Genomic DNA, 24,099 nt, shown 5'->3' on the forward strand with positions numbered 1-24,099 from the left:
ATTATGCGAATTGCTCGCGAGCCTTTTATTCACATAAAAAAACTCTTCTACAAATAGAAGAGTTTTACCTACCTTTAGACACTTTCTTCGGTTCATACTCTGGGATAAGAAATATACTTACAACCCAACATATGAAACCAGCCCCTTTTATATAGCGTATATATTCATAGTCTTGAAAAAATAACGTCGTTACAATAAGCGTAAAAAAACCTACTAAAATTAGTACGTATCCTATTTGCTTCTTACATAACATAACGCGCCCCCTTAAGGAAGTATATCCATTAATAAACTAAAATCTTGTAAAGAAAAAGAACTATATTTCATAATACCTTGCACAGCTAATAGTAAAATGAGACCGGTCACACACATATAATTAATGCTTTCTTCACTCTTTTTTTCAGCAACTATTCCACCGCTTATACATAATATTCCTAGCAAATGGAGTGCTAAATACATAAAGAAATAAGCTTCCTCCCAGCGAAGAATAACATTGACTGTCGTGATCAGCACTATACTAAGCAAAATCAAATAAAAAAACTTATTTGATGATATTGTTTCATTCATATAATTTTATACATCCCTTTCAAATTTAGAATTAATGATGTTTCAAAGCTATAAAGTAAATGATAGTTTTCATACTATAAAACAAAAGGAAAGCCCCCATTACTTTCTCGAATACTTTATAAACCCACATATACTTCTCTTCATTTTTTCTGAAGATACACTTCATCATCGCTTCTACAATAAGACCAAATAGTATTAAAACCCCTAACACAATAAGAAGAGAAATAATATTTTCTTTTAAAAGAGTACTAGAAAATAAGTAATACTCTAGAAACACGATCGTATCTACTACAGGTTGCACCTAATGACACACGCTTTTATCACAAATATCTGTAAGAAACGTAGATTCTATCATGTCTTTCAATATTTTTTCAACCGTTTTCTTCATCTTACTTATCCCCCACTACGTTTGAAAAACTCTTTTCCTGCTCTACATATATAGCTGGCATTTCTTTATTCCAATATTTGCGGTTAACAAATAAAAAGATGAGTACTAAGTTTAATCCCGTTATAAAAATAAGAAGCCCTGGAAAGAACGTCGTATAATTTGAGAAATCTGCAAAACTCATTATCTCTTCTTTATTTATTAGAAAAGAAGCACCGATTACAAATGCATTGTTTAACATGTGAATAGCAATTGGCATGAGTAAGCTATTTGTACGAATATATACGATTGATAGTACAACGCTAAATACTACTGCGCCTAGGAAATCAACATGTAACAACGCAAACAACATCGCTACTACAATGATTGCTATACTCGTTCCCCATTTTGCTGCGAAACGTTGCAGTAAAAATCCGCGAAAAACAAATTCACCGATAATTGGTGCGATGAACACGACCATAATAATTTGATATACATATCCCCCTGTGCTATCAATAACCGGTTCACGTAATGCGTTCATAATAAATTCCGGTGTAATCCATGCAAAACTATACATGTACAAAATAAGATATCCATAACTAAACACGGCTAACATAAGTGCAATGTATAAAACTTGCACCAGGTTAAATGTTTCATTTTTATTAATAAATAATGAAAAGGAAACACGGTGTTTTCTATACTCAAAAAAAATCCATGTAATCGGAAAGATATAGAATATAAGAATATTTATAAAAGTAGAATTTTGCATATGAAATGTATTTTCTATCAATTCATTACTGACTCTTGCAACTAAAGTTAATAGTGCAAATACAATTAAAAAATACCTAACTCGCATCGTTTGAAACGGATTCACACTCATCTCCTCCCCTATGTTACTTTTATCATATCATTTGATTCTTAATTTTTTGAGAAAGAAAACCTTAAAATTTCCTTAAAAATTCCATAAGTTACCGAAAGATGATATGATATTCGAGGAAATTAGGAGGGATTTTTATGTATGAAGCAAATATTTTGCTCGTTGATGATGAAACAGCAATTTTACAATTACTAACTACCATTCTTGAAAAAGAAGGTTTTTCTCATATTACAACTGCAACATCGGCTGAAATAGCTTTATCTCTCACGCAGCAAAATGAATACGATTTAATTATTTTAGATGTCATGCTTCCTGGACAATCTGGTTTTGATATTTGTCCAATCATTCGCCAGAAAACAGATTGCCCGATCTTCTTCCTCACAGCTAAAACATCTGATTTAGATAAAATATCTGGATTTTCACACGGTGCAGATGATTATATTACGAAGCCATTTAATCCACTTGAAGTAGTAGCTCGTATGAAAGCACAACTCCGAAGACATATGAAACAAGCAGTACCACACGAACAAAAAGCACAATCCAGTTCCTTTGGTAGATTTGAAATTGATCGATATTCCGCAGAGCTTACAGTAAATGGACATGTTGTCGAATGTTCCGCCCAGCTATTTCAGCTATTACTCTTCTTTTGCGAGAATCCGAATTACGTATTTTCGAAAGAAGAAATATACGAGAAAGTTTGGGGAGCACCTGCCTATAATGGCGATGATAATACCGTTATGGTCCACATTCGAAAACTACGTGAAAAAATTGAACAAGACCCAAGTAAACCAGAATATATAAAAACCGTTCGCGGACTTGGCTATAAGTTCCTTACAAAGTAGGGTGACGATATGAACTTTAATAAACGACTTATTATTCAGTTTATCATGCAACACGTATTTGTTTTAGTTACATTACTGATTGCTGTAGTAGCGGCTTTCACGTATTTAATTTTTCTTGTTACGAGTACTTCATACGAACCGAATATTCCAGATGCTGATAATTTTATGATTTCAAGATATATCTCTTCAGAAGATGGCGATATTTCGTTAAAAGCTGAAGTAAAAGACTTAATTAAAGAAAAAAATGATTGGATTCAAGTTGTAGAGGAAAATGGAAAAGTTCTCTATCACTTTAATACGCCGAGTGACGTACCGACATCTTATACGAAAACATTTTTATTCTCGTATATACAGAATCATATAGAAAGCCCTTATACATTTACATATTGGGAAATTGAACTAGAAGAAAAGAACGTACTTGTTATATACGGCGGTATGTTAAAAAGCAATGTATTACTGAAAACAATCCAGAAAGAGCACCCGTCTGTATCTACGGATTCGTTCACATTAACAGAAGAAGAAAAACAGTTACTTTCTAAAGAAAAAGCAGCACTTCAAATCTTTAATAGTGATGGCGAAGAAGTATTCTCCTATCCAGATGGAAAGAAAAAAACGTTTTCTGTCATACAAGCTGCTCTTAGCGAAAAGGAACCGTGGAATCATAAAGAAAACACGTCTAGCTTTTACGACACAAATAGCAATCATCTTCTTGTTGTAACTGCCAAAAATGAGTACTACTATCCAGATGATGAAATAGACGATGTATTTACTAAAAAGTTTCTAATCGGATGCGGATTAATCCTTCTTATCGTATTTGTTTATTTAGTCATTCTTTCTATTTGGTACGGTAATAAATTTGGAAAACCGTTACTCCATGCGATGCGCTGGCTTAAAAACATCGCTGGTGGAAAGTACGAAGAACCTGTTAGTAAAAAAGGGAAACCTGTCAGGTTCCGGCAATCTGGTAAAGAAAAATGGTCATTCCGCTTATTTAGTGATGTGACAAATTCACTAGAGCACCTTTCTATTACACTCAAAAAAAATGATGCGATGAGGCAAGTACTGCAGCAAACACGTGAAGAATGGATTACCGGTCTAACGCACGATTTAAAAACGCCACTTAGCTCTATTTATGGCTACGCATTATTACTAGAATCAAAGCAGTACAACTGGACTGATCGTGACATTCAACAATTCGGCAGCGTTATGAAAGAGAAATCGCAATATATGACGACATTAATTGATGACTTAAGCTTAACGTATCAATTAAAAAATAACAGTCTTCCTGCGCAGCACGTAAACATTGAAATGAATCAATTCGTTCAAAAAGTATTATTACAATTTATTAATAACCCAACACTTCAAAATCAAAATATTGAATTCGTACCAAGCTCAAACAAAATTCAATATTTCATTGAAGAAAAATGGTTCCAGCGTATTATCGAAAACTTACTCGTAAACGCTGTAAAACATAATAATGAAACGACAAACGTCATCGTAAAACTTTCGCAAAACGCTACTTCATTTACACTATCTATTTCAGATAATGGAAAAGGAATGGATGATAAAACGAAAGAGCTTCTATTTGAGCGATATTACAGAGGAACAAATACAGAAGAAAGCAACATCGGAACTGGACTTGGCCTCGCTATTACAAAACAGCTCGTTCATGCTCATAACGGAACAATTTCTATTGACAGCGAACTCGGAAAAGGTACGACAATTATACTTGTGTTTCCATTTCATTCGTAGGAAAGGCGCTATCTGGCGTCTTTTCTTTTTTCTTTTCTAGGAGAATTCAACGGTAAATGAAATTATGTTACTCGCCTTTTATTCTTGCTTATTGCGATAGTTCAGCGGTACACGAAATTATATCAGCGATTTTTTGAATATATCGGCGTAACTCAAAATATATCAGCGATTTTCAAGATATATCGATTTGTCGACAAAAACCAACAATACCAGTCTACTCCTACTATACAAAGTAAAAATAAAACTATTAACAAATACATTTCTAAACTGTTATACTATAAATAGAAGTATAAACTAACTAAGTTTTGCATAAAATGAAGTAGACGAGGTGCTTCCAACACCCCGTCACTGCAACTAATTACCGCAAGGTGGAAGGTTGCAACTAAAGCTTATTTGCGCTTAGAAGACTTCCCACGCTTCGCAGGCAGACGGGTGGTCTTCTTTTTGCGCCTTTTTGTCGTTAATTTCTTAAATCCCATAACTATACCTTCTCTAGCTATAGTTTTTGTGATTTCCAACAAAATTTGCAAAAGAAATTCCATACGATTACACCTCCTTTCTCCACAAAATGAAGAAAGGGCATAACCTTCCACCCGCAATATTTAATTGCTACTTTATTTTATCATTTTTAAATGTATTACAGATGAGGCAATACAAATTTAACAATCCACTCGTAAAAATAACCTTTCACAACTCACTATGAAAGGTCATCTCCATATTTTAGCTATTTCCCTACAAACACAAACACATTCTAATTTTTGAACCCCTTTCCTTTTCCCTCTTTATAAAAAAGCGAACCATCTCCCAATGATTCGCTCTTATCCTATTATTTCTTCTTCACTGGTATCCAAAGTTCAATTTGAGCGAACTCACTTTTATCTGCATGGGAACGCTCATCGTATAGTTCAAATTCATTAACGCCACAATGTTCGTATCCTGAATGCGGGAACCATTCTGAGAATACTGTATTCCACGTTTGGTGAATAGACGATACCATTTCTTCATGAGGAACTTTCGGCGTTGTAAATACAGCATATGTCGCTGCTGGGAAAGTACGCTTCGCAACTTCATTTGGCACATTTTCAAACCCTGTAACTTCCATTCCAATTATATAAGTGAAGTCCCCTGTTTCTAAATTAAAATCAGTACATAATCCAAGCTCTACCCATTGGCTCGTATCTTTACGATTCGGAATCGTCGTTCCAAGGTCTTTTTGTAAATATTCTTGCCAAAATGCTGGGATGTCTTGATGGTTTTTCCCTTCTTTACTTGTCGTCTTCAGTTCATAACCCGCCATTAAAAATTCTGGTTTATTTACAATACGATATTCCATTTGTATGCCTCCTAAATACGGATTTAATTTTCTTTGTTTTACATTTACGCTGTAATACATCGGCGTTTCAATTTCTTGTTTTCGATATTCACTCGGTGTCATTTGAAATATTTTTTTAAAGGCTCTCGTGAACGTTTCGTGAGATTGAAAGCCATGCTCAAATGCGATATCAATAACTTTTTCATCCGTATGAGAAAGTTGATAAGCTGCCCGGGCTAACCTCCTCTTTCGAACATACTCCATTACTGTATCACCTACTAACGCCTGAAATACACGATGAAAATGCGACTCAGAAAAACCTGCAATGCGTGCTAAATTACGCAGCGTCTGTTTTTCCATTACATCTTCCTCAATATAATCAATTGACCTTTGAATTTGTGTTTCATAGCTTTCCATCTCTGTTCACCCGCCTTATATGTATTATGATAAAAGAGAATCCTATCCAATTCTTGACGTTTTTTACTATATTTTTAAAAACAAATGTAACTTTTTTATATGTATTTCGTTGTTATGTATGAAGGGAGGGAAATGTAGTGAAACGCAAACAATCATTAGAAGACATTTACTCCAAGCATATGCAAGATTCACTTTATTTCGCTATCTTCTCTCCCTAACCGGAGATTCCCACTATGCGGAAGATCTCATGCAAGAAACCTTTTACCGAATGCTCGTCTATATTGACTATTATAAAGGAGAAGAAATTAGACCGTGGTTATTTACAATTGCCTACAACGCCTTTATTGATTGGTATCGAAAAGAAAAAAGATATAAAACAACGACAGTTGAAGAATTCCATTTACCGAACATACCAAGTACAGAGCACTCTTATTTCGTAAAACATGAAATTGCTAGTTGGTTAGACAGTTTATCTTCTCTTCCCCTTGAAAGACGAAATGTGCTACTACTACGAGATTACTACGGATTCTCGTATAAGGAAATAGCAGAAATGACCGGTCTCTCACTAGCGAAAGTAAAAATCGAATTATACAGGGGACGAAAAGAAACGAAAAGCATAAAGGAGTGATCAGGATGGGTTGTACAGAGTTTAAAAAACTATGGGGGAAGTACGAAAACGGAACGCTCACGCATGATGAACAAGTGCAATTAGAAAGTCATATTGAAACATGTGAAAAGTGTGAAGCTTACTTAGATGAGTTACTTTCGAAGAGTGAACCGATAAAGAAAAGACTACCACCACAAAATTTTAAAATCCCGTTTTGGAAAATAAAATGGAAACAGCGTTGGCAAACCGTTAGTTTTGTCCTCGCTGTTTGTATAGCAATCTATTTTGTTGGTCATTTTGCATCTTCCTTTTACTTCTATTCGAATAATATGAAAAACTTTTCTGAAGTAAATGAGATTCCAGCACTCGCACTAGAAGCGACAATGCCAAATAGTCGTTCCACTGGAGGAAGTACGAAGGTTAAACCCTTTTTCCGTACAGAAAATGAAATGAATTTAGTTAAAACTGTCGGCAAAGAAGAATTTCCAATTGGTACAGTAACAATGAGTAGTTTCTTATCATCTGTAACTGCCACAAATCAATCTTGGGCAAACAGAGCCTATTCAAAAAAAGTTTCCTTTGTTCATCCCAAAATCAAGGAAGAAGCTTCTTTGAAAGAATCATCTAAAAAAGTTTGGGATACACTTGGAAAGATACATGAGGGGACTGTTGCAGAAGTAGCGATATCCTTCGATAAAGTTTACACTTTACAAGAAGTAGAATCCATTCTATATAGCGCATTTGAAGCACAAGAAATGCCGCCAATTCCTGTATGGTACGCTTTAGACACAGGACAAGAAAGAATAAATGAAGAAAATTTTCTCTTGCATAGCGGAGAAATTATCGGATTTCGAGAACATATAAATCTTCCTGAAGATGAAACAAAAAAACTACACACAAAAGAAGATGAAGTAATCGAAATGATGCGTATTCTTTCGATAAATAAAGAAACTGTAAGTAAAACGACTTGGATTCCTGAAAAAGTGCTGAATTTAGATAAGCGCTATCAGTATGTAAAAGATAACGGCGTCAAAGTATACGGCATGGTCATTACTGGCCCGTCGAAAGAGTTATTAAAATTACAAAACTCGCCGCACGTTCGTTATGCGACTCTTGGAGATATTGAGATTTGGAATTGGTTTGATTATTAATGAGAAAAAGGAGAGCATCTAGGAGTGATGCTCTCCTTTTTAATCCGAAATCACTTTCACATACATCCCTCTCACCGCTTTTTCATAAGCAATTTCGCTCATCTGTCTTATTTTTTCCGACACAGCAGACGATGGAACAACTTCACCTTCACGAAATAATGGAGGATCAATGAGACGGACTTTATTTTTCTGATACAAATCATAATCGTTTCTATCTTCTTTTACGTTTACATTCGGATGAACTTTGCTTAATAAAGCATGTACTTCTGGATCATTACATTGCTGCAATTTCGAAATAAGCTCATCATCTTCAAGAAGAAAGTCATCTGCATGAATAATCCTTTTATGAAGAGCTAACTTTAGCGTTTTCGCTAACATGTCGTTTCCGTAAATATTCATTGGCTTCATAAAGAAATCAATTACTTCTTTGTAATACGTTTCTGTAAACCATTCTGCCATTTCGACACTTTGAAGAACCATTTTCCCATCTACAGCAATGACATCCTCTAAAAAACTGTGAACTTCTTCTAAAGAAACATACCCATATGTATACATATCTCGTAACGTATAATCCACTCGGTCTGCACATAATTCTGGTGCTGACCTTTCGAGTAACGTCCATTTCGAATCATCTAATAAAATATCTTCATAGTTATAACCATACTTCGAAAGAATCGCTGGAATTTCTGAGTTTTTCACGACAGAACTAAATATCTCTTCATGATAACTTTTATTTCTATTATCAAAAACATAATCAATTACATGAGAAAAGGCAGTATGTGATACGTCATGCAGTAAACCTGCAATTTGTTCTTCAACTGAACCACCGAGTTTTTTCACTAATAACATAACACCAACTGAATGATCAAAGCGTGTTACATTCCAGTTCTCATTTAGTAAGTAGCTTGCGCCATTTTGATGAATACCTTTTAGTCTTTGCACAGGATTGCTTACAATTAATTCTTCTACTACTCGATCCACTTTAAACTCACCGTAAATAACATCTGATATAACCACTTATAATCCCCCTTTATTTCAGCAGCGTCTTCTAATCGTACCTTTTTTATAAAATCGATATCAATATAAATTATAAATCTAAATATATTGATACATAATTACAAATGTTATATATTATACATGTCTGTTATTTCTTTTAATTCATTTATTTTTATTGAGCGCTCCTTATGTGGAGCCCTTTTTTTATTGAAAAAATAGAGAGCAATTCGCTCTCTATTTTATACACCTATTCAAACGTAACTTCCACCTGCACAATCTCAGATCTACTTCCAAGTCGAAGCGGTGGTCCCCAGAATCCGAAACCAGAAGAAACAATCGCGTGGAATGCACCTTTTTGTACGTATCCCCAGTCTAATTCGTACATTCTTCTCGTTACAATATGATTCGGCGCCATTTGTCCGCGGTGCGTGTGGCCGGATAGTAGTAAATCGACGCCAGCCTCCGCTGCTTGTTTCAACTCGAATGGTTGGTGATCCATTGCAATAACAGGCATGGATTTATCTACCGTACTCGTTAGATTTTCAAAGCTTTGGCGATCTCGCTCTGTTTTATCTCTTCTTCCGACGAGGTAAAATTGATCTTCAATTGTAATCACTTCATCTAACAGAATACGAATATCAATCTTATCCATCTCTTGTAAAAATTCAGGAACCGCTCGTCCGTAATATTCGTGGTTTCCTAACACACCATATACGCCTAATGGAGCTTTCATTTGCTTCATAATTGGTCCCATATTTTTTTGAATGAACACACCTGGATGATCATCAATAATATCACCTGGCAGTAAAATAATATCAGGCTCCATCTCATTTACATGGCGGACAAGTCTTTTTAAATGCGAAACACCAGATAATTTACCGAAATGCATATCAGAAGCCATCGCGATGCGTAAGCTTTTACGTCCCTCTACTTTTTTTGGTATGTGCACCTCGTACTTTCTAACTACTGGGCTATATGCGTTGAATACTCCATATGCAAAAATAAAGATAAATGCAAGTAACACGGCCGTTCCTGTCCAAATAATTGCCGCTTCTTTCTCCACTGAAAACTGTAAAAGAAAGACCGTAATATTTGCTAACGGCAACAGCATAAGCGCATATTGTATGACCGCAAACCAAATTGAGCCTATCGTTCGTAGAAATGGCAAGAACTTAAACACTTGCACGAGAATGTACGCATATGAAATAAATCCGACTACGAAAGCGTAATATCCCCAAGATTCCCAGCCAAACACCGCATGAAGCCAAACCCAACCGTTCCAGCCGATGTAAAACATGAGTAGTGTGTATACAATTAACATAGTAAATATATTGAAATAACGAAGATTTTTCACAGTCAGCCTCCTTCTTGATTTCTTCTATTATATCTTGTTATGCACGTTTAACGTAAATATTAAGCACAGCAATCTTCACAATAAAAACCTCTAACCGCTAGATGCAAATCTAACAATTAGAGGTGCAATTCAAAACAAAATTACTTTTACAGATTTTCTTTATAGAAACTTGTAATCCTCTTGCATAAAAACGGACATTTCTCTTCGTAACTGATATATATAAAACCACCCTTACTTTATTATAAATTTACACTTGTGAGAGTTAATACTCACGTGTATATTTATAATAAAACGAGCAACCACTTGTTTCAATGACCATATTTACGCATTTGGGTGATAATACACACATAACGAAATATATGTATCAATAACGGAGGAACATCATATGGAGAAAATCGATAGAAGAATTATAAAATCACAAAACGCCATTCAATCCGCATTTATTGAAATGTTAATTGAAGATGGCTTTGACGAAATTACAGTAAAAAACATTACAGAAAAAGCGAACATCGGAAGAAAAACTTTTTACTTACACTATCTAGATAAGTACAATTTATTAGATAAAATTGTCGACGACCATTTAAATCAATTAAGAGAAATATGCGATATAAAACAAACAAAAGGCTATATAGAAGGAACTGTCATATGGTTTGAATACTTCAAAGAACATAAACCATTTTTCGCATCGTTATTTAGAAGCAACAGCACATTATCATTTCAGAAAAAAATCCTAACGTTCATCATGGGTGAACTAGAAAAAAAATTAAACACAAATACGTCAGTAAATAAAAACATTGATACACACATCGTTTTAAAATTTTTAGGAACAGCTGTCATGGGCATTTTGGAATCTTACGTGTTGGATGAAATTGATAATGATGTTGAGTACGTTGCGACGCAAGTTGGGGAATTGATGAGGAGGAATATATAACAATGCAAAAAGGAAAATTTGGAGTTCAAATTTTCCTTTTTTATTTATGCTAAATCTAGTATACGTTTTAATTTATTTCTTCAACTTATCTGCCTTCGCAATAAATTGCGCTGCTTCCGCACGGCTTACCGCTTTATCTGGAGCCCAGCCATTATCTGTTCCAACTGAAATGTTTTCTTGGATTAAAATATTGGCATACTTCGCACCCCAATGATTGTTTAAGTCAGCAAATTCTTTTGGTAGTTTCATATTTTCATTTCTTTCTAATTTATATGCATTTACTAGCATAGAAGCTATTGATGCACGGTTAATTAACCCGCTCGGATTAAAGTTACCCTTCTCATCACCTTTTACAATACCTGCTTTTTCAACAGCAGCAATATATGGAGTTGCCCAGTGGTTTTGTGCATCAGGGAATGATGGCTTCGCATCTTTATTAATTTCTAAACCTAAAATAGTTGCTAATATTTTTGCAGCTGAACTACGATCGATATTTTCAGCCGGAGCAAATGTACCGTCTGGCTTACCGTGCACTGCTTCTTTATCTACTAAATATTGAACTGACTCTTGTGCCCAAGTCGGGACATCTGAGAATTTAGGTTTCTGTTCAATTGCACTTGCATCGATTTCAAACTGCAGTTGATATTTATGATCATATTTAATTGCTGCAATTAATATATGCATTTGCATATTATATTTTTTCGAGAACTCACCCATTTCAAATTGAACAACTTTCGTACCGTTATTCGCTTTATCTTCGGAGATTACTTTTACATCATGGAATGTCCCTATTTTATTTGGATCTTCTACTCTAAGATACTGAAAATAGCTACTATCTTGAACTGTTAATGTAACAATTTTTTTATCACCTTGAATGGTTACTTTTGGACTTTTTAAATATGTAGACGCAACTGATGTATCATTCGTTTGATCTTTATAAGTCTTTAAAATAACGTCATACGTGCCATCCGCTAGTTTGCTATTTGCTTTCATTTCTACTGCCGCTTCTGCTTTCGCAATCGGTGCCATAATACCACTGAATGGAACTGCTAAAGTTGCTGCTATAACGAACGCATTAACATATTTTTTCTTAATCATTATCAATACGACATCTCCTTTTATATGAATATACCCAACATAACTATCATATTGATAATGATTATCAATGTCAAATAAAATTAATAATACTATTTCCTACATAAGTACGCCTTCCGCTCGTTTTTAAAAAGTAAATAATGCGCCGTGTGAACTTTTCTTTCCAAATAATCAATAGAATACGAGCTTGATGGATCGACTAAATCACCTATCGCACCTGAAAGATGATCGATTACTTGCTGCAGTATTTCTAAGTTTTTCTTCTCACTTTCAGCGTTCATTTCATCCATAATGTCACAAATAAGGTATTGAACTCTCCTTAAACGTAATTCCTTTTGCTCCACATATATCTCCTCCTTATTAGTCATATTACGGTTTAAATATATGGGGCTATAGCTTAACCAATTCTAAAAAATACAAAGGCAGCCACCTTCATAAAGATGGTTGCCCCCCATTTTTAAACTTGCATCGCTTTCTCTTTTAACGCTCTTCTTAACAATTTACCTGTCGTATTCTTTGGTAATTCTGTTAAAAACTCGATACTCTTTGGTACTTTATATTTTGCTAAATGTAATGTGCAATAATGCATAAGTTCCTCTTCTGTTACGTTAGCTTGTTTCAAAACGACGTATGCTCGTACTGCTTCTCCTAAGTTTTCATCAGGAACGCCAATTACGACAACTTCTGCTACAGATTCGTGTGTATACAATACTTCCTCTACTTCACGAGGGTATACGTTATAACCGCCAACTAAGACGATATCTTTTTTACGATCAACGATATAGAAGTAACCTTCTTCATCCACTTTCGCTAAGTCACCTGTATACAGCCAACCATCTTTCAATGTCGCTGCTGTATCTTCTGGCGCGTTATAGTATCCTTTCATAACGTTAGGCCCGCGAACAATTAATTCACCGACTGCGCCAACAGGTACTTCTTCCCCAAGTTCGTTCACAATTTTATTTTCTACATGCCAAATATTTGTACCGATCGACCCAGGTTTACGCGGACGATCTAGTGGGTTAAAACAAGTAACCGGTGATGCTTCTGATAAACCGTACCCTTCTGAAACGATTACGTCAAAACGTTTTTCAAAGTTTTGCAGAAGAGCAACAGGCATTGATGCACCACCTGAAATACAAAGGCGAAGCGTCTTCACATCTTCTGCGCTTGCTTCTTCAAATAAATATAAATAATTGTACATTGTCGGTACACCAGCAAAAATCGTTGGCTCGTACGTGCGACAAATACGGAATACTTCTTTCGGACTAAATTTCGGTAACATTAAAATAGTTGCTCCGTTCACAATCGGTGCATTTACCGCCACTGTTAAGCAAAATACATGGAACATTGGCAAAGCCGCAACGACGCGATCATCAGCAGTATATTGTAAATACGACGCCACATCGCTCGCATTACTATATAAGTTTTTATGTGTTAACATCGCACCTTTCGGTTTTCCAGTTGTACCTGAAGTGTATAGAATAACCGCTACATCTTCTTCATCTAATTCTGGGCCTTCAAAAGTTAAATCTCCAGCCCCTATCATTCTCGTAAACGTTTTCATTTTTTCGGTTTCTGTATAGTTAAAATCTGATGAGGTTTCGCATATGATGATGTTTTCAAGTGAAGGAAGTCTTGTTGTAAGAGATTGTATAACAGGTAGAAGGACGTCGAGTACGATGATTGTTTTTACATCTCCATTTTGTAAAATATAATGCATTTCGTCTGCTGTATAAATTGGATTAACTGGAATAACAGTTGCTCCAGCTTTCATTGTTCCGTATAAACCGACCAAAAAATGTGGTGAATTTCCAACAACTAATGCGACATTGTTCCCTTTTCCAATGCCCATTTCTGCTAAATTGCTAGAAAACCTTGTGACCATTTTGTTTAATTGGTCATATGAGACCGACTGATCCATAAATATATAAGCCGGTTTATCCCCCTTCTTTTTCGCCGTTTCAGCCAAAGATTGAACGAGATTCACACAAACCCCACCTTTATAAAATTTAGAATATTTAAAAATTCTAAATTAATTATATTAAAAGAAAATTAAAGTAGCAAGTGATATTCCATTAACTGCATATACAAGGATCACCTCCTGTTGATTCACTTTAGAAAAATAAGGGAATTCTATTCGCCTACACATTATGAAACTAAGGCTAAAATCATTTCAGGATAATATGCACTCATCTTTTCACTAAGTTTTTCTAGTTCCTTTTTATTCAAGCTCGTATGCTCCCCATACAAGTTGATTGCATCCGCTCCGTGTTCATGAAAAAACAATGTTACATATAATGTCGGTAACCCGGTATTGGCCTCATCTATTGACAAGACAAGATCTGGCGTTTTATTCATCGTACTAAAAGCTTCATTTCTTTTCCATTTCTTATTTTGAAACATAGTTTGTATATCAGCTATCTTTCGTTTATTATCCGTATTCGTAAAGTATATAACATTATCCTTCCCTGGCTTTCCAATCGTTAAAAGTGTGCGACTTGAGGAAGTTTCATCGTTACAAGCTGTCATTCCGATGACGAAGCTGAGCAGTAATGCAACGTACATTAGCCTTCTCATTTCAATCCGCCTCCTTTTGAATATATATATTCCTTTATGAGAGGCAAATGTCCTGTGATTTTATGATGAGTGAAATTATATCGGCGATTTTTAAAATATATCGACTTACCGATAAAACGTGACAATCTACGCAAAAATAAAGAGGCTGCCCGTTACGGCAGCCTCCCTTATTTTTAGAAGAATAAATGTAAGAAATCTTCTGTTGTAATATTACCGAAGTAGCGTTTAATATCTACGCCTTCTAAAGCTGCAGTGAATGCATCTTTATCAAATTGTACGCCTGTTAGACGCTCTTCAATGTCATGGACATCTAGTGAACCGAAGAAGTCACCGTAAATTTTACATTCTGTTACTGTTCCTTTTTTCACTTCAAGACGAACGTCAACTTGTCCAACTGGGAAGCGGTGTGAATGTTGTAAGTTGAACTTCGGAGATTTTCCGTAGTTCCAGTCCCAATTTTGGTAACGTTCTTCAGAAAGTTTATGGATCTCTTTCCAATCATTTTCTGTTAATTCGTACGTCGGAATTTCTGTTTCCCCTTCGAAAATTGTTTCTAGAAGAAGTTGTCTAAACTCTTCTGTCGTCATTTTTTCGTTTAAGAACTCTGTAATGTTCGCAACACGGCTACGGATTGATTTGATTCCTTTTGATTGGATCTTATCCATTTTTACTTTTAACGCTGATACGACGTGATCGATTTCAGAGTCAAATAGTAACGTACCGTGACTGAACATACGACCTTTCGTTGAGAACTGCGCGTTACCTGAAATTTTTCTGCCTTCAGCTAAAATGTCGTTACGACCACTTAGTTCTGCATTTACGCCTAATTTACCAAGCGCTTTCGTTACAGGTTCTGTAAATTTTTTGAAGTTGCTGAAACTGTCTCCATCATCTTTCGTAATAAAGCTGAAGTTTAAGTTTCCTAAATCATGATATACTGCACCTCCACCTGATAGACGACGAACGACATGAATTCCTTGTTCTTTTACGTAATCTGCATTAATTTCTTCTACTGTGTTTTGGTTTTTACCAATGATAATGGAAGGTTCGTTAATGTAGAACAGTAAATATGTTTCGTTAATATCTAAATTCTTCACACAATATTCTTCAATTGCTAAGTTTATTCTAGGATCTGTAATCCCTTTATTATCAATAAATAACATCGTATCACCTCATGAGTTCCAAATGTAACCACTATGCGCTAGCGTAATATGGCCACTGAAAATTTGTTTTGCTTCTGTTACTAAATCAGATGTGTTTCCTGTATGCGGTAAGTGCGTTAATAAAAGTTCTTTTACATTCGCATCTTTCGCAATACTTGCCACTTCTGTACTATTCATATGCCCTGCTTTTGCAGCCTCTTGATGTGCATACATATTACACTCACAAATGAAAAGATTAGCATCTTTTGTGAATGGAATGAATTCAGGAATATAACTTGAATCAGCGCTATATACTACAGCGTCACTACCAGCTGTAATACGCATCGCAAAGCATGTAACAGGATGAACAGTTTTTAAGAATGAAATCGAGAACGGTCCAATTTGAAGTGTTTCTTCTGGATTGTACGCGATTCCTTTCGTATGTGGTTCATGCGTTAAAGAATGGAATCCATTCTCGTCAAACGTATGACCGTATATTGGTAATTCCGGTAGTTGTCCCTTTGTCGCACTTGTAATTAATCTCGCATATTGCAATACCCCAATGTCTGCAACATGATCGTGATGATAGTGTGACAGTACAACTGCATCTATATCAGATGGTGTTATATATTTTTGAAGCTGTGCTAGTACACCACTACCACAGTCTACAAGTAAACGAAAACCATCGTGTTCAAACAAATACCCCGACGTTGCTTCTCCCGCTTCTGGAAAGCCGCCCCAAAAGCCGACAACAGTCATTTTCATATGTATCCATCCTTTCTAAAACCGAGTAGGAATGCATGTTTCACTTACATTCTACATTGTTAACTATAATCCATTTCCTAAACTTTTTCATTATTTTTCACTTTTGTTATAAAACAGTTATTGACTTTTGTTTTTTGTACTAATACAATGATAGTAAGAAATGGAAATGGAGGGATTAACATGATCGATCAACCAATGGAGTTTTTCAGAAATTTACCGACGAAAACTTGTGCACATTGCGGGAAAGAAATTGATGAGCAGCACGAAGCATACCATAACAAATGTGACGATTGCGTTCACGAAGAATAGTAGTTTGTGAACATAAAAAAACCTAGCAGACATAGTCTACTAGGCTAATAACATCGTATCCTTCTTCATCGTCGAACCTTTCACCAAGAGCTCCAGTTCAAACTCATACAATTCTTTTTTTCGATAATTTTTCGTATGGATTTTATCCATCATCAGGTCGACAACTTTTCGGGCCATCTCATCGATTGGCTGTTCAATTGTCGTAATACCTGGCTCTGTAATCTGTGATAAAATTTGATTATCAAAACCGATAACAGCGAGATCATCTGGAATGCTCCAGTCATGGCGTTTCGCCTCTGAAATAATTCCAGCTGCAACCTCGTCGCCTCCTGCCAAAATCGCGGTAGGATTTTTTTTGTCCTTTAATACTTCATGGAATATTCTCTTTCCATCATCCCAAGAGAAAGCGTTTTCAAGAAAATCGATCGCTTCTACTTGGCGGCTCTTCTCAGTTATTGCACGTAAAAAGCCCATTTTTCGCTGCTGGCTAACCACTTTGGTTTCGTTACCACGGCAAAAAATAAGATTACGATATCCTTGTTCTAACACATGCTTAGCAGCTATGTATGCTCCTTGCGCATGATCAAACTTCACTGTTGGAACATTTGCTTCCTCAATATATTCATTACATAACACGATTGGACCGTGCTGTAAGTATGGCTCTACATCTTCCCAAGGATTTTCTAGTGAACATAGAATAATCCCATCTACTTGTTTCGTAGATAATAATTGTAAATACTCCATCTCTTTTTCCGGTAAATATCTTGTTTGACAAATAATCAGTTTATATTTATGTTCAGAAGCAGCAATCTCGATTGCTTCAATAAATCTACTGAAGAAAGGATTTGTAATCCTTGGAACTAGCACCGCAATTGTTTCCGTCTTTTGTTTACGAAGCCTTCTCGCCGCAGAATTAGGAACGAAACCTAAATGCTTCATTGCTAATTGAACCCTTTTTTTCTTCTCATCTGAAACATATGGATGATTATTAATCACCCTAGAAACCGTTGTCCTTGATAACCCCGCTAATTTCGCCACGTCCTCTATAGTCGACACGAAATCCTCCCCCTTTGCATGAAAACGTTTTCTTAAACTGATTATATAGTATATTATTGGAAACTGCAATATGGGTTGTTATGATTTTACTATATTAATATTATACATAGGAAAAAGTCTGTTAATGGGAGGAGAGTTTATACTACTTTTAGAAGTTTATAGTAGGCATATTCATAAAAGATAAAGGGGAATTTTCATGAATCGGACAGATCGTTTGTTAGCTATATTAATTGAATTACAAAGAAGACAAACTGTTACAGCACAAAGCTTAGCCGAAAAATTCGAAACAAGTATAAGAACTATTTATCGAGATATGGATGCACTTAATGAATCGGGTGTTCCTATTTTTTCAATGCCTGGCCAAGGTTATTCATTAATGGATGGTTATTTCTTACCACCTATTCAGCTTACACCTGAAGAGGCTGTTACTCTTTTACTAGGCGGTGATTATATCGAGAAAACTTTCACTTCTTCTTTTTCTGTACATGCAAAATCGGCAAAAGAGAAACTTGAGGTTGTCCTCCCTACTGATCAAAAAAAGAAAGCCCAGGAATTACGGGGAACTTTTCGTTTCCTTTCTCCTATATTTTCACACAAACAATCTGAACAAGAAAAACTTGAAAAACAACTTATCCTGTTGCAAGAATCTATCCAAAAAGAACAGGCTATCTCTTTTTCTTATCGTAAACCAAGAGAAACTACAAAAATAAAACGGACCGTTCATCCTTACGGCTTAGTCAATATTTCTGGAATTTGGTACGTCGTTGCCCATTGTTTACTTCGAAAACAAATACGTAATTTCCGCTTAAATCGAATGGAGGAATTACAGCGAGAACAAGAATTCTTTACAAAACCCGAAGACTTTTCTTTGCAAGAATATCAGCCTGAAAGCAACCGTACTGTGATGATTCATTTATTATTCCCAGCCCATATTGCACATAAAATTATTGAATCACGATACTTCTTTATAGATTCATACGAGCATAGAGAAAATGGTTTTCACGTCTTTTTGAAATCAAGAAACATAGACGAAGTATTTCAATGGGTATTAAGCTGGGGAAGCCAAGTGCAAGTACTTGAACCAAACGTTCTATCTGAGAAAATCCGTGATGAAGCAAAGAAAATGTTAAAACTTTAATTGTTGCATTTCACTACTGACATAATGTTGTCAGCATTAGTTCTTTATAGTAGGTAGTAACAAATACATTTTCATAAAAAGGAGTTAGTGATATGAAGAAATTTGAAGAGTTAGCAACGTACTACATAGAGGAATTAGAAAAGTACTCTATAGAACAATTTAGGATGAAGCCTTCTAATGAGGAATGGTCTCTCGGTCAAATGTATAATCATTTAATTGCCTCTACATATATGCAGTTAGATGCCATCGCGAAATGTAAAACTGAAACACCATCAGCAATAAACAAGAAAACGGATATAGGTGAAAAAGTATATAAACTTGGTGCTTTCCCAAATATACAAATCAAAGTACCAAATCATCCTGGATATACACCTGAAAATCCCTCTAATAAAGAAGAAATACAAAAACGTATTCTAGAATTAATTACAGTTGTTAAAGACATTGAGCCAACACTTTCTTCTATTCCAAGTGATTGTAAAGTAAAGCACCCTGGGCTTGGTTACTTACATGCAGCAGAATGGTTCCAGCTTATTTCTATGCATTTTGCACATCATCTGCGCCAGAAAGACAGACTGGAGACAAAAGTTTTAGTATAAAAAATGCTAAAAGGTGGTTTGATCTATATCCAAACCACCTTTATATTTCTACTTCCCATATATCTTTACGGTTTAGATATTTCCTGCATAAATCCAGCCATACTCGCTAATAAACTAGTGAAAACGAAAAGGACAATAATAAGAGGAATAAGTTTCTCCTTATGTAAATTTGTTATCGTTTTCAAACCGATGCCTAATAAAATGTAATACCAAATATTAAATATATCTATTCTTTGAGCGATTGTATGCAAAACCATGTTATCCGTTGCTATTGCCCCTAGACTCGTATAAGATATCTCATATCCATTTAGAGACAATGCAATGAATCCGTTTAAAATCATCCCTAATCGTAATACAAACGAAGCATAAATAATGATAGGAAATGTTTCTTTATAGGTAATATCAACCCCGAAAAAAATCATAATGTTTTTATAGAATATAGGCGCAAAAAATAAGGCTATGATTCCACTGATTACGGAAACCCCAAATGTAGTAAAGAAAGTTATATATTTCGGTACCGTAAATCCCGTTTTATCATGAAACATACTAAGCGCAGGATTGTTTAAAGTATTCCATGACATGAAAGCACTTGAAATTATAATTAGTACTATTAAAAGTACAAGTGGTAAAAGTATATTTCTTTGATTCTTCATCCTTTTAAATTGCACTGTTGGCGAAGTGAATATCCCTAAAATTGATGGTTTTCCCGAAATCTCTTCACTTATAAGACTACTAACTTGCAAGAAAATCCTCCTTCCTCATTACCTTTATAACTCCTCCCACTTCGTCCAAACTTCTCTCCCGTTTATATGGTACATATTATCCTCTCGATCCATAAATCCGTGCACAATAAACTCACGTCTAATCGTACAGAAATCATCGTGATATTGTTTTATAAATGTATTAATTTCTTTTTCCGTATATTGATTTTCAGCGTTTAACTTGCTAATTAAATGCTCCAACAATACTAGTTTTTTCTTCTTTTGACCTGGAATCGATTTTAGGCGGTCCTCTTTATCGAAAAAGTTACGAATCGTCGTATCACGAAATTTCATTTCACTTTCAGTCATTTTGTTGTCCTCCATCGGTTTTTATGCCATAAAATTTATCGTTTGTCTTTACTATCCTTCTTCATTCTTTTACTTATAACATCCATAAGGTAATACCCGCTAATTAGCACATAGTAAACTAAAAGTATTCCTAGTGCATCTTTCATATTTATATATTTTTCTTTATGAAACAAGATAGGTGAAAGGGCGTAAACAAGAAAGATGATTAGCGGATTTAAGATAAAATAATAAGTAAGATTTCCTTTCATCATATCAACTCCTCTATTCTAGTTTTCTCTGTAAATTGTTGTAAATCCTTTTCTTTCGTCTCTATAGCTTTTAAAAAGGTTTATATATAAACTACAGAAAAGATACCCTACATTAAAATAAAAAAGCACCGAAAAGGTGCTTTTTTCTATGCTTCAATCGATTGGTTTTCCGCAATATTTCTAAATTGTCGTTTGTGCATCCAAGTTAAGGATGCGATTGTTCCAAGTGATAATACCACGATGAAAATCATGAGTACTCCTATGTTTTGCCACATGAAGTTAAAGTCTCCACTTGATACGACTGCTTTCAATCCTGATACAGAGTATGTCATCGGTAACCAAGCATTGAATGGCTGTAAAAACTTCGGAATCAATTCTAGTGGGAATGTCCCAGCACTTGTTGTAAGCTGAATGATTAATGTGATGATGGCGATGAAACGCCCTGCATCACCGAATGCTGTTACTAAACATTGAATTAATGCGATAAACGCTAAACTTGTAACGATGCTAAAGATTATGAAATACGGAATACTTTGTACTTCTACACCTAATCCGAATAGTAATATAATATCTGCTACTACCGCTTGAATAATACCGACTGATAGTAACACGCCGAACTTACTAATAAACCAACTAAATCCTGATTTAGGAACACCAACTGTATCACGTAATGGATATACGATAGATAAGAGTAATGCTCCAACAAATAAACCGAGTGATAAGAAATACGGTGTAAATCCAGTTCCGTAGTTAGGAACTTCCGCCATTTTCTCCGTCTTCACTTTTACAGGACTTGCAAACATATCGTACGTTTTATCGGTTCCTTTTACTTCACCAGTTTTCTCTGCTCCTTCGCCAAGTTTCTCAGCAAGTTCACCTGAACCATCGTTTACTTTTACGAGACCATCTGTTACTTTTCCTGATCCGTCTGCTAGTTTATTTACGCCGTCGATTAGCTGGGTTGAGCCTGTTGACATTTTATTTAGACCACCATTTAGAGTACCTAAGCCAGTTGTTACTTGATTAGATCCATCTGCTAATTGATTTACTCCACCTGCCATTTGATTTGCTCCTACAGATAGTGTTCCTAAGCCGCCTGTCACTTGGCTTGAGCCATCTGCTAATTGATTTACTCCACCTGCCATTTGGTTTGCTCCTGCAGATAATGTTCCTAAGCCTTCTGTTACCTTTCCAGATCCATCAAACAATTGATTTACCCCATCAATTAATGGTCCTGACCCGTTTTTTAATCTATCTGCACCTACTTTAGCATTACCTAATCCTTCACCTAATCCATGAAACTTACTTACAAATTCGTTTTGTGCATTCGTTAATTTTTTAATACCACTCGTTAAATTCCCTACATCTTCCGGATTCGGCATTTTGCTTTGCATCCCACTTGTCTTTTCACTGATTGCACCTTTTAATTGTCTTACTTCTTCATTTAATTTATTTGTTCCACCTGCTACTCCGGCAGCTTTTTGCTGAACTGTCGTTGTACTTTTTACGGCATTTGTTATGAATGGTTGTAACTGCTCTTGATATTCTTTCGGTAAACTTTCAATTTGCTTTTGTAAATTCGCTACATCTTGCGCTGCATTTTTTGCATCTCCTGCTATTGATTGCGTAAATTCATTTAACTGATTTACATTCGCCCCAGCACCATCTATTTTCTCATTTACTGTATTCAATATAGCAGGAACTTTCAACTGCATTTCCCCTAATCCTGCAACAGAGTTTTGTACTTTATTATTTAACTCCTGCAAACCCTTTTGAATCTCTTGAGAACCTTTCTCTAATTGACTTTGACCTCCCGCAAGTTTTTCCATACCATTTGATAGTTCAGTTGTTCCTGTTTTTAATTCACCTGTTTTACTTACCAATATGCTCAAACCGTTCGTTACTTTCTCAGATCCATCACGCAATTCACCAATTCCTTTTTGCATTTCACCCGTTTTGCTATTTAACATATTTAAACCGTTCGTTACTTTTCCGGAGCCATCCACTAATTTTCCGATACCTATTTGCATCTCACCTGTTTTGCCATTTAACGTATTTAAACCTGCTGTTACTTTTCCTGACCCATCTACTAATTTATTAGATCCATCTGCTAATTTCTGAGCTCCATCCTTCATCTCCCCAGACTTCCCTTGAAGTGTATGAAGGCCATCTGTCACTTTACTTGAACCATCATGCAGCTCACTTGATCCGTCGTGTAGTTTACTTGCTCCTTCCGCCCCATCTGCTAATCCTTTTGAGACGTCTTGAATGGAATCAAACATTTTCTCTGCATATGTTTTCGTTAACGTACTTGATACTTCACCTTTAATTTTTTCAATGGCTGTTCCGCCAATTTGTGAAGATAAGAAGTTTAAGCTTTCGTTTGGAATGTATTCTAAGTTTAATGGTTTTGGATCATCTTTTAATAACGTTGTAGCGTTACTTGAGAAGTCATTTGGAATGCGTACTAGCATGTAATACTTTCTACCTTCCATTCCTTTTTTCGCTTCTTTTTCACTTACAAATTCCCATTTGAAACTTGTATTATCTTTTAAGTTATCAACGAGCCCTTTTCCAACCTCAATTGGTTTCCCATCAAATACTGCACCTTTATCTAAATTGACTACCGCCACTGGCAAATCATCTAACTGTTTATACGGATCCCAAAAGGCCCATAAAAACATACCTGCATATAAAATTGGCACGAATAAAACCGCGATAATTGGAATTAATATTTTTTTACTTTTTATAATTTCAGTAAACTCTTTACGAAGTAACTGATTCCATTTCATCATTTCTCCCCCTTTTCTAAATGACTAAATTGTCCATTTGGTCATTTTCTCCCAAATAAAAAGGCTATACCTATTCATACATATGCCTTATCCCCGAATTTATACTATGCAACTGTTTCTTAATACGAAGTGAATATTTCT

At 35.3% G+C, this 24,099-nt stretch carries 25 protein-coding genes and 2 pseudogenes; 8 read left to right on the forward strand and 19 right to left on the reverse strand.

What is annotated here, in order from left to right:
• Nucleotides 1–64: 64 nt before the first annotated feature.
• From CER22_RS06395 to CER22_RS06410, 4 genes and pseudogenes are all read right to left on the reverse strand, one after another.
• Nucleotides 65–253, reverse strand: coding sequence for a hypothetical protein (locus tag CER22_RS06395; RefSeq protein ID WP_088062422.1), 189 nt, complete (start codon nt 251–253; stop codon nt 65–67).
• Between the two features lie 11 nt (nt 254–264).
• Nucleotides 265–564 (reverse strand): hypothetical protein, encoded by a 300-nt coding sequence (locus CER22_RS06400; RefSeq protein ID WP_088062420.1) that lies wholly within the window; start codon nt 562–564, stop codon nt 265–267.
• A gap of 31 nt (nt 565–595) precedes the next feature.
• Nucleotides 596–952: pseudogene (locus tag CER22_RS06405) on the reverse strand (hypothetical protein).
• 1 nt (nt 953) lies between these two features.
• Nucleotides 954–1,808 (reverse strand): CPBP family intramembrane glutamic endopeptidase, encoded by an 855-nt coding sequence (locus tag CER22_RS06410; RefSeq protein ID WP_088062419.1) that lies wholly within the window; start codon nt 1,806–1,808, stop codon nt 954–956.
• Nucleotides 1,809–1,942: 134 nt separating this feature from the next.
• Between CER22_RS06410 and CER22_RS06415 the strand changes: the two genes are divergently transcribed.
• On the forward strand, nt 1,943–2,647 hold the full coding sequence (locus tag CER22_RS06415) for a response regulator transcription factor (protein WP_088062417.1): 705 nt from the start codon (nt 1,943–1,945) through the stop codon (nt 2,645–2,647).
• A 9-nt stretch (nt 2,648–2,656) separates the two neighbouring features.
• Nucleotides 2,657–4,399, forward strand: coding sequence for a sensor histidine kinase (locus tag CER22_RS06420; protein ID WP_088062415.1), 1,743 nt, complete (start codon nt 2,657–2,659; stop codon nt 4,397–4,399).
• A 389-nt stretch (nt 4,400–4,788) separates the two neighbouring features.
• Here the strand turns inward: CER22_RS06420 and CER22_RS32965 are convergent, their stop codons facing one another.
• Together CER22_RS32965 and CER22_RS06430 are read right to left on the reverse strand one after the other, a co-directional pair.
• Nucleotides 4,789–4,941: a hypothetical protein gene (locus CER22_RS32965; protein WP_046956985.1), complete on the reverse strand. Its 153-nt coding sequence runs from the start codon at nt 4,939–4,941 to the stop codon at nt 4,789–4,791.
• 284 nt (nt 4,942–5,225) lie between these two features.
• Nucleotides 5,226–6,128: an AraC family transcriptional regulator gene (locus tag CER22_RS06430; protein ID WP_088608390.1), complete on the reverse strand. Its 903-nt coding sequence runs from the start codon at nt 6,126–6,128 to the stop codon at nt 5,226–5,228.
• Between the two features lie 137 nt (nt 6,129–6,265).
• Between CER22_RS06430 and CER22_RS06435 the strand changes: the two are divergent.
• Both CER22_RS06435 and CER22_RS06440 read left to right on the forward strand, forming a co-directional pair.
• A pseudogene (locus CER22_RS06435) lies at nt 6,266–6,756 on the forward strand (RNA polymerase sigma factor).
• Between the two features lie 5 nt (nt 6,757–6,761).
• A complete protein-coding gene (locus CER22_RS06440; protein WP_088062413.1) occupies nt 6,762–7,886 on the forward strand; it encodes an anti-sigma factor in 1,125 nt (374 codons plus the stop codon).
• A 39-nt stretch (nt 7,887–7,925) separates the two neighbouring features.
• On the opposite strand, the gene CER22_RS06445 is transcribed toward CER22_RS06440, so the two are convergent.
• Together CER22_RS06445 and CER22_RS06450 are read right to left on the reverse strand one after the other, a co-directional pair.
• The gene (locus CER22_RS06445) at nt 7,926–8,903 is read right to left on the reverse strand and encodes an HD domain-containing protein (protein ID WP_088062411.1); all 978 of its coding nucleotides are present in this window, start codon (nt 8,901–8,903) and stop codon (nt 7,926–7,928) included.
• A 226-nt stretch (nt 8,904–9,129) separates the two neighbouring features.
• A complete protein-coding gene (locus tag CER22_RS06450) occupies nt 9,130–10,236 on the reverse strand; it encodes a metallophosphoesterase (RefSeq protein WP_088608391.1) in 1,107 nt (368 codons plus the stop codon).
• Between the two features lie 385 nt (nt 10,237–10,621).
• On the opposite strand from CER22_RS06450, the gene CER22_RS06455 reads away from it, so the two are divergent.
• The gene (locus CER22_RS06455; protein ID WP_088062407.1) at nt 10,622–11,167 is read left to right on the forward strand and encodes a TetR/AcrR family transcriptional regulator; all 546 of its coding nucleotides are present in this window, start codon (nt 10,622–10,624) and stop codon (nt 11,165–11,167) included.
• A 72-nt stretch (nt 11,168–11,239) separates the two neighbouring features.
• Here the strand turns inward: CER22_RS06455 and CER22_RS06460 are convergent, their stop codons facing one another.
• The 6 genes from CER22_RS06460 to CER22_RS06485 all read right to left on the reverse strand — a co-directional run bounded on the left by CER22_RS06460 (nt 11,240) and on the right by CER22_RS06485 (nt 16,749).
• A complete protein-coding gene (locus tag CER22_RS06460; protein WP_088608392.1) occupies nt 11,240–12,265 on the reverse strand; it encodes an S-layer homology domain-containing protein in 1,026 nt (341 codons plus the stop codon).
• An 89-nt stretch (nt 12,266–12,354) separates the two neighbouring features.
• On the reverse strand, nt 12,355–12,606 hold the full coding sequence (locus tag CER22_RS06465; protein ID WP_000435468.1) for a hypothetical protein: 252 nt from the start codon (nt 12,604–12,606) through the stop codon (nt 12,355–12,357).
• Nucleotides 12,607–12,719: 113 nt separating this feature from the next.
• Complete coding sequence (locus CER22_RS06470; protein ID WP_088608393.1) at nt 12,720–14,252, reverse strand: fatty acid--CoA ligase family protein; 1,533 nt, start codon at nt 14,250–14,252, stop codon at nt 12,720–12,722.
• 161 nt (nt 14,253–14,413) lie between these two features.
• On the reverse strand, nt 14,414–14,842 hold the full coding sequence (locus CER22_RS06475; RefSeq protein ID WP_088062401.1) for a hypothetical protein: 429 nt from the start codon (nt 14,840–14,842) through the stop codon (nt 14,414–14,416).
• Nucleotides 14,843–15,015: 173 nt separating this feature from the next.
• Entirely contained in the window at nt 15,016–16,005 is a 990-nt protein-coding gene (locus tag CER22_RS06480; RefSeq protein ID WP_088608394.1) for a lipoate--protein ligase, read from the reverse strand.
• A 9-nt stretch (nt 16,006–16,014) separates the two neighbouring features.
• On the reverse strand, nt 16,015–16,749 hold the full coding sequence (locus tag CER22_RS06485; protein WP_088608395.1) for an MBL fold metallo-hydrolase: 735 nt from the start codon (nt 16,747–16,749) through the stop codon (nt 16,015–16,017).
• 180 nt (nt 16,750–16,929) lie between these two features.
• Between CER22_RS06485 and yhfH the strand changes: the two genes are divergently transcribed.
• Complete coding sequence (yhfH, locus tag CER22_RS06490) at nt 16,930–17,058, forward strand: protein YhfH (protein WP_000567010.1); 129 nt, start codon at nt 16,930–16,932, stop codon at nt 17,056–17,058.
• A 39-nt stretch (nt 17,059–17,097) separates the two neighbouring features.
• Here the strand turns inward: yhfH and CER22_RS06495 are convergent, their stop codons facing one another.
• A complete protein-coding gene (locus tag CER22_RS06495; RefSeq protein WP_088062396.1) occupies nt 17,098–18,114 on the reverse strand; it encodes a LacI family DNA-binding transcriptional regulator in 1,017 nt (338 codons plus the stop codon).
• A 196-nt stretch (nt 18,115–18,310) separates the two neighbouring features.
• On the opposite strand from CER22_RS06495, the gene CER22_RS06500 reads away from it, so the two are divergent.
• Nucleotides 18,311–19,252 carry a helix-turn-helix transcriptional regulator gene (locus CER22_RS06500; RefSeq protein WP_088608396.1) on the forward strand — a complete coding sequence of 314 codons (942 nt, stop codon included), beginning with the start codon at nt 18,311–18,313 and terminating at the stop codon, nt 19,250–19,252.
• Between the two features lie 92 nt (nt 19,253–19,344).
• Nucleotides 19,345–19,848 (forward strand): DinB family protein, encoded by a 504-nt coding sequence (locus tag CER22_RS06505; RefSeq protein ID WP_088062392.1) that lies wholly within the window; start codon nt 19,345–19,347, stop codon nt 19,846–19,848.
• A 65-nt stretch (nt 19,849–19,913) separates the two neighbouring features.
• On the opposite strand, the gene CER22_RS06510 is transcribed toward CER22_RS06505, so the two are convergent.
• The 4 genes from CER22_RS06510 to CER22_RS06525 form a co-directional block, all read right to left on the reverse strand.
• Nucleotides 19,914–20,591 (reverse strand): Yip1 family protein, encoded by a 678-nt coding sequence (locus CER22_RS06510; protein WP_088062390.1) that lies wholly within the window; start codon nt 20,589–20,591, stop codon nt 19,914–19,916.
• 24 nt (nt 20,592–20,615) lie between these two features.
• Nucleotides 20,616–20,918 (reverse strand): DUF2087 domain-containing protein, encoded by a 303-nt coding sequence (locus CER22_RS06515; RefSeq protein WP_131933741.1) that lies wholly within the window; start codon nt 20,916–20,918, stop codon nt 20,616–20,618.
• 35 nt (nt 20,919–20,953) lie between these two features.
• Complete coding sequence (locus CER22_RS06520) at nt 20,954–21,166, reverse strand: hypothetical protein (RefSeq protein ID WP_141542787.1); 213 nt, start codon at nt 21,164–21,166, stop codon at nt 20,954–20,956.
• Between the two features lie 146 nt (nt 21,167–21,312).
• Nucleotides 21,313–23,958, reverse strand: a complete 2,646-nt coding sequence (locus CER22_RS06525; RefSeq protein ID WP_088608397.1) for a YhgE/Pip domain-containing protein — start codon at nt 23,956–23,958, stop codon at nt 21,313–21,315.
• Nucleotides 23,959–24,099: the final 141 nt, after the last annotated feature.

This window comes from Bacillus sp. K2I17 (assembly GCF_002209985.1).
Taxonomy (GTDB): domain Bacteria; phylum Bacillota; class Bacilli; order Bacillales; family Bacillaceae_G; genus Bacillus_A; species Bacillus_A wiedmannii.

Excerpts from the sequence above, each read along its gene's own strand:
- CER22_RS06485 (WP_088608395.1), bottom strand. The coding sequence starts at position 16,749 with ATGAAAATGACTGTTGTCGGCTTTTGGGGCGGCTTTCCAGAAGCGGGA.
- CER22_RS06455 (WP_088062407.1), top strand. The coding sequence starts at position 10,622 with ATGGAGAAAATCGATAGAAGAATTATAAAATCACAAAACGCCATTCAA.
- CER22_RS06410 (WP_088062419.1), bottom strand. The coding sequence starts at position 1,808 with ATGAGTGTGAATCCGTTTCAAACGATGCGAGTTAGGTATTTTTTAATT.
- CER22_RS06525 (WP_088608397.1), bottom strand. The coding sequence starts at position 23,958 with ATGAAATGGAATCAGTTACTTCGTAAAGAGTTTACTGAAATTATAAAA.
- CER22_RS06460 (WP_088608392.1), bottom strand. The coding sequence starts at position 12,265 with ATGATTAAGAAAAAATATGTTAATGCGTTCGTTATAGCAGCAACTTTA.
- CER22_RS06415 (WP_088062417.1), top strand. The coding sequence starts at position 1,943 with ATGTATGAAGCAAATATTTTGCTCGTTGATGATGAAACAGCAATTTTA.
- yhfH (WP_000567010.1), top strand. The coding sequence starts at position 16,930 with ATGATCGATCAACCAATGGAGTTTTTCAGAAATTTACCGACGAAAACT.
- CER22_RS06430 (WP_088608390.1), bottom strand. The coding sequence starts at position 6,128 with ATGGAAAGCTATGAAACACAAATTCAAAGGTCAATTGATTATATTGAG.
- CER22_RS06440 (WP_088062413.1), top strand. The coding sequence starts at position 6,762 with ATGGGTTGTACAGAGTTTAAAAAACTATGGGGGAAGTACGAAAACGGA.
- CER22_RS06520 (WP_141542787.1), bottom strand. The coding sequence starts at position 21,166 with ATGAAAGGAAATCTTACTTATTATTTTATCTTAAATCCGCTAATCATC.
- CER22_RS06400 (WP_088062420.1), bottom strand. The coding sequence starts at position 564 with ATGAATGAAACAATATCATCAAATAAGTTTTTTTATTTGATTTTGCTT.
- CER22_RS06505 (WP_088062392.1), top strand. The coding sequence starts at position 19,345 with ATGAAGAAATTTGAAGAGTTAGCAACGTACTACATAGAGGAATTAGAA.
- CER22_RS06500 (WP_088608396.1), top strand. The coding sequence starts at position 18,311 with ATGAATCGGACAGATCGTTTGTTAGCTATATTAATTGAATTACAAAGA.
- CER22_RS06395 (WP_088062422.1), bottom strand. The coding sequence starts at position 253 with ATGTTATGTAAGAAGCAAATAGGATACGTACTAATTTTAGTAGGTTTT.
- CER22_RS06420 (WP_088062415.1), top strand. The coding sequence starts at position 2,657 with ATGAACTTTAATAAACGACTTATTATTCAGTTTATCATGCAACACGTA.
- CER22_RS06515 (WP_131933741.1), bottom strand. The coding sequence starts at position 20,918 with ATGACTGAAAGTGAAATGAAATTTCGTGATACGACGATTCGTAACTTT.
- CER22_RS06475 (WP_088062401.1), bottom strand. The coding sequence starts at position 14,842 with ATGAGAAGGCTAATGTACGTTGCATTACTGCTCAGCTTCGTCATCGGA.
- CER22_RS32965 (WP_046956985.1), bottom strand. The coding sequence starts at position 4,941 with ATGGAATTTCTTTTGCAAATTTTGTTGGAAATCACAAAAACTATAGCT.
- CER22_RS06480 (WP_088608394.1), bottom strand. The coding sequence starts at position 16,005 with ATGTTATTTATTGATAATAAAGGGATTACAGATCCTAGAATAAACTTA.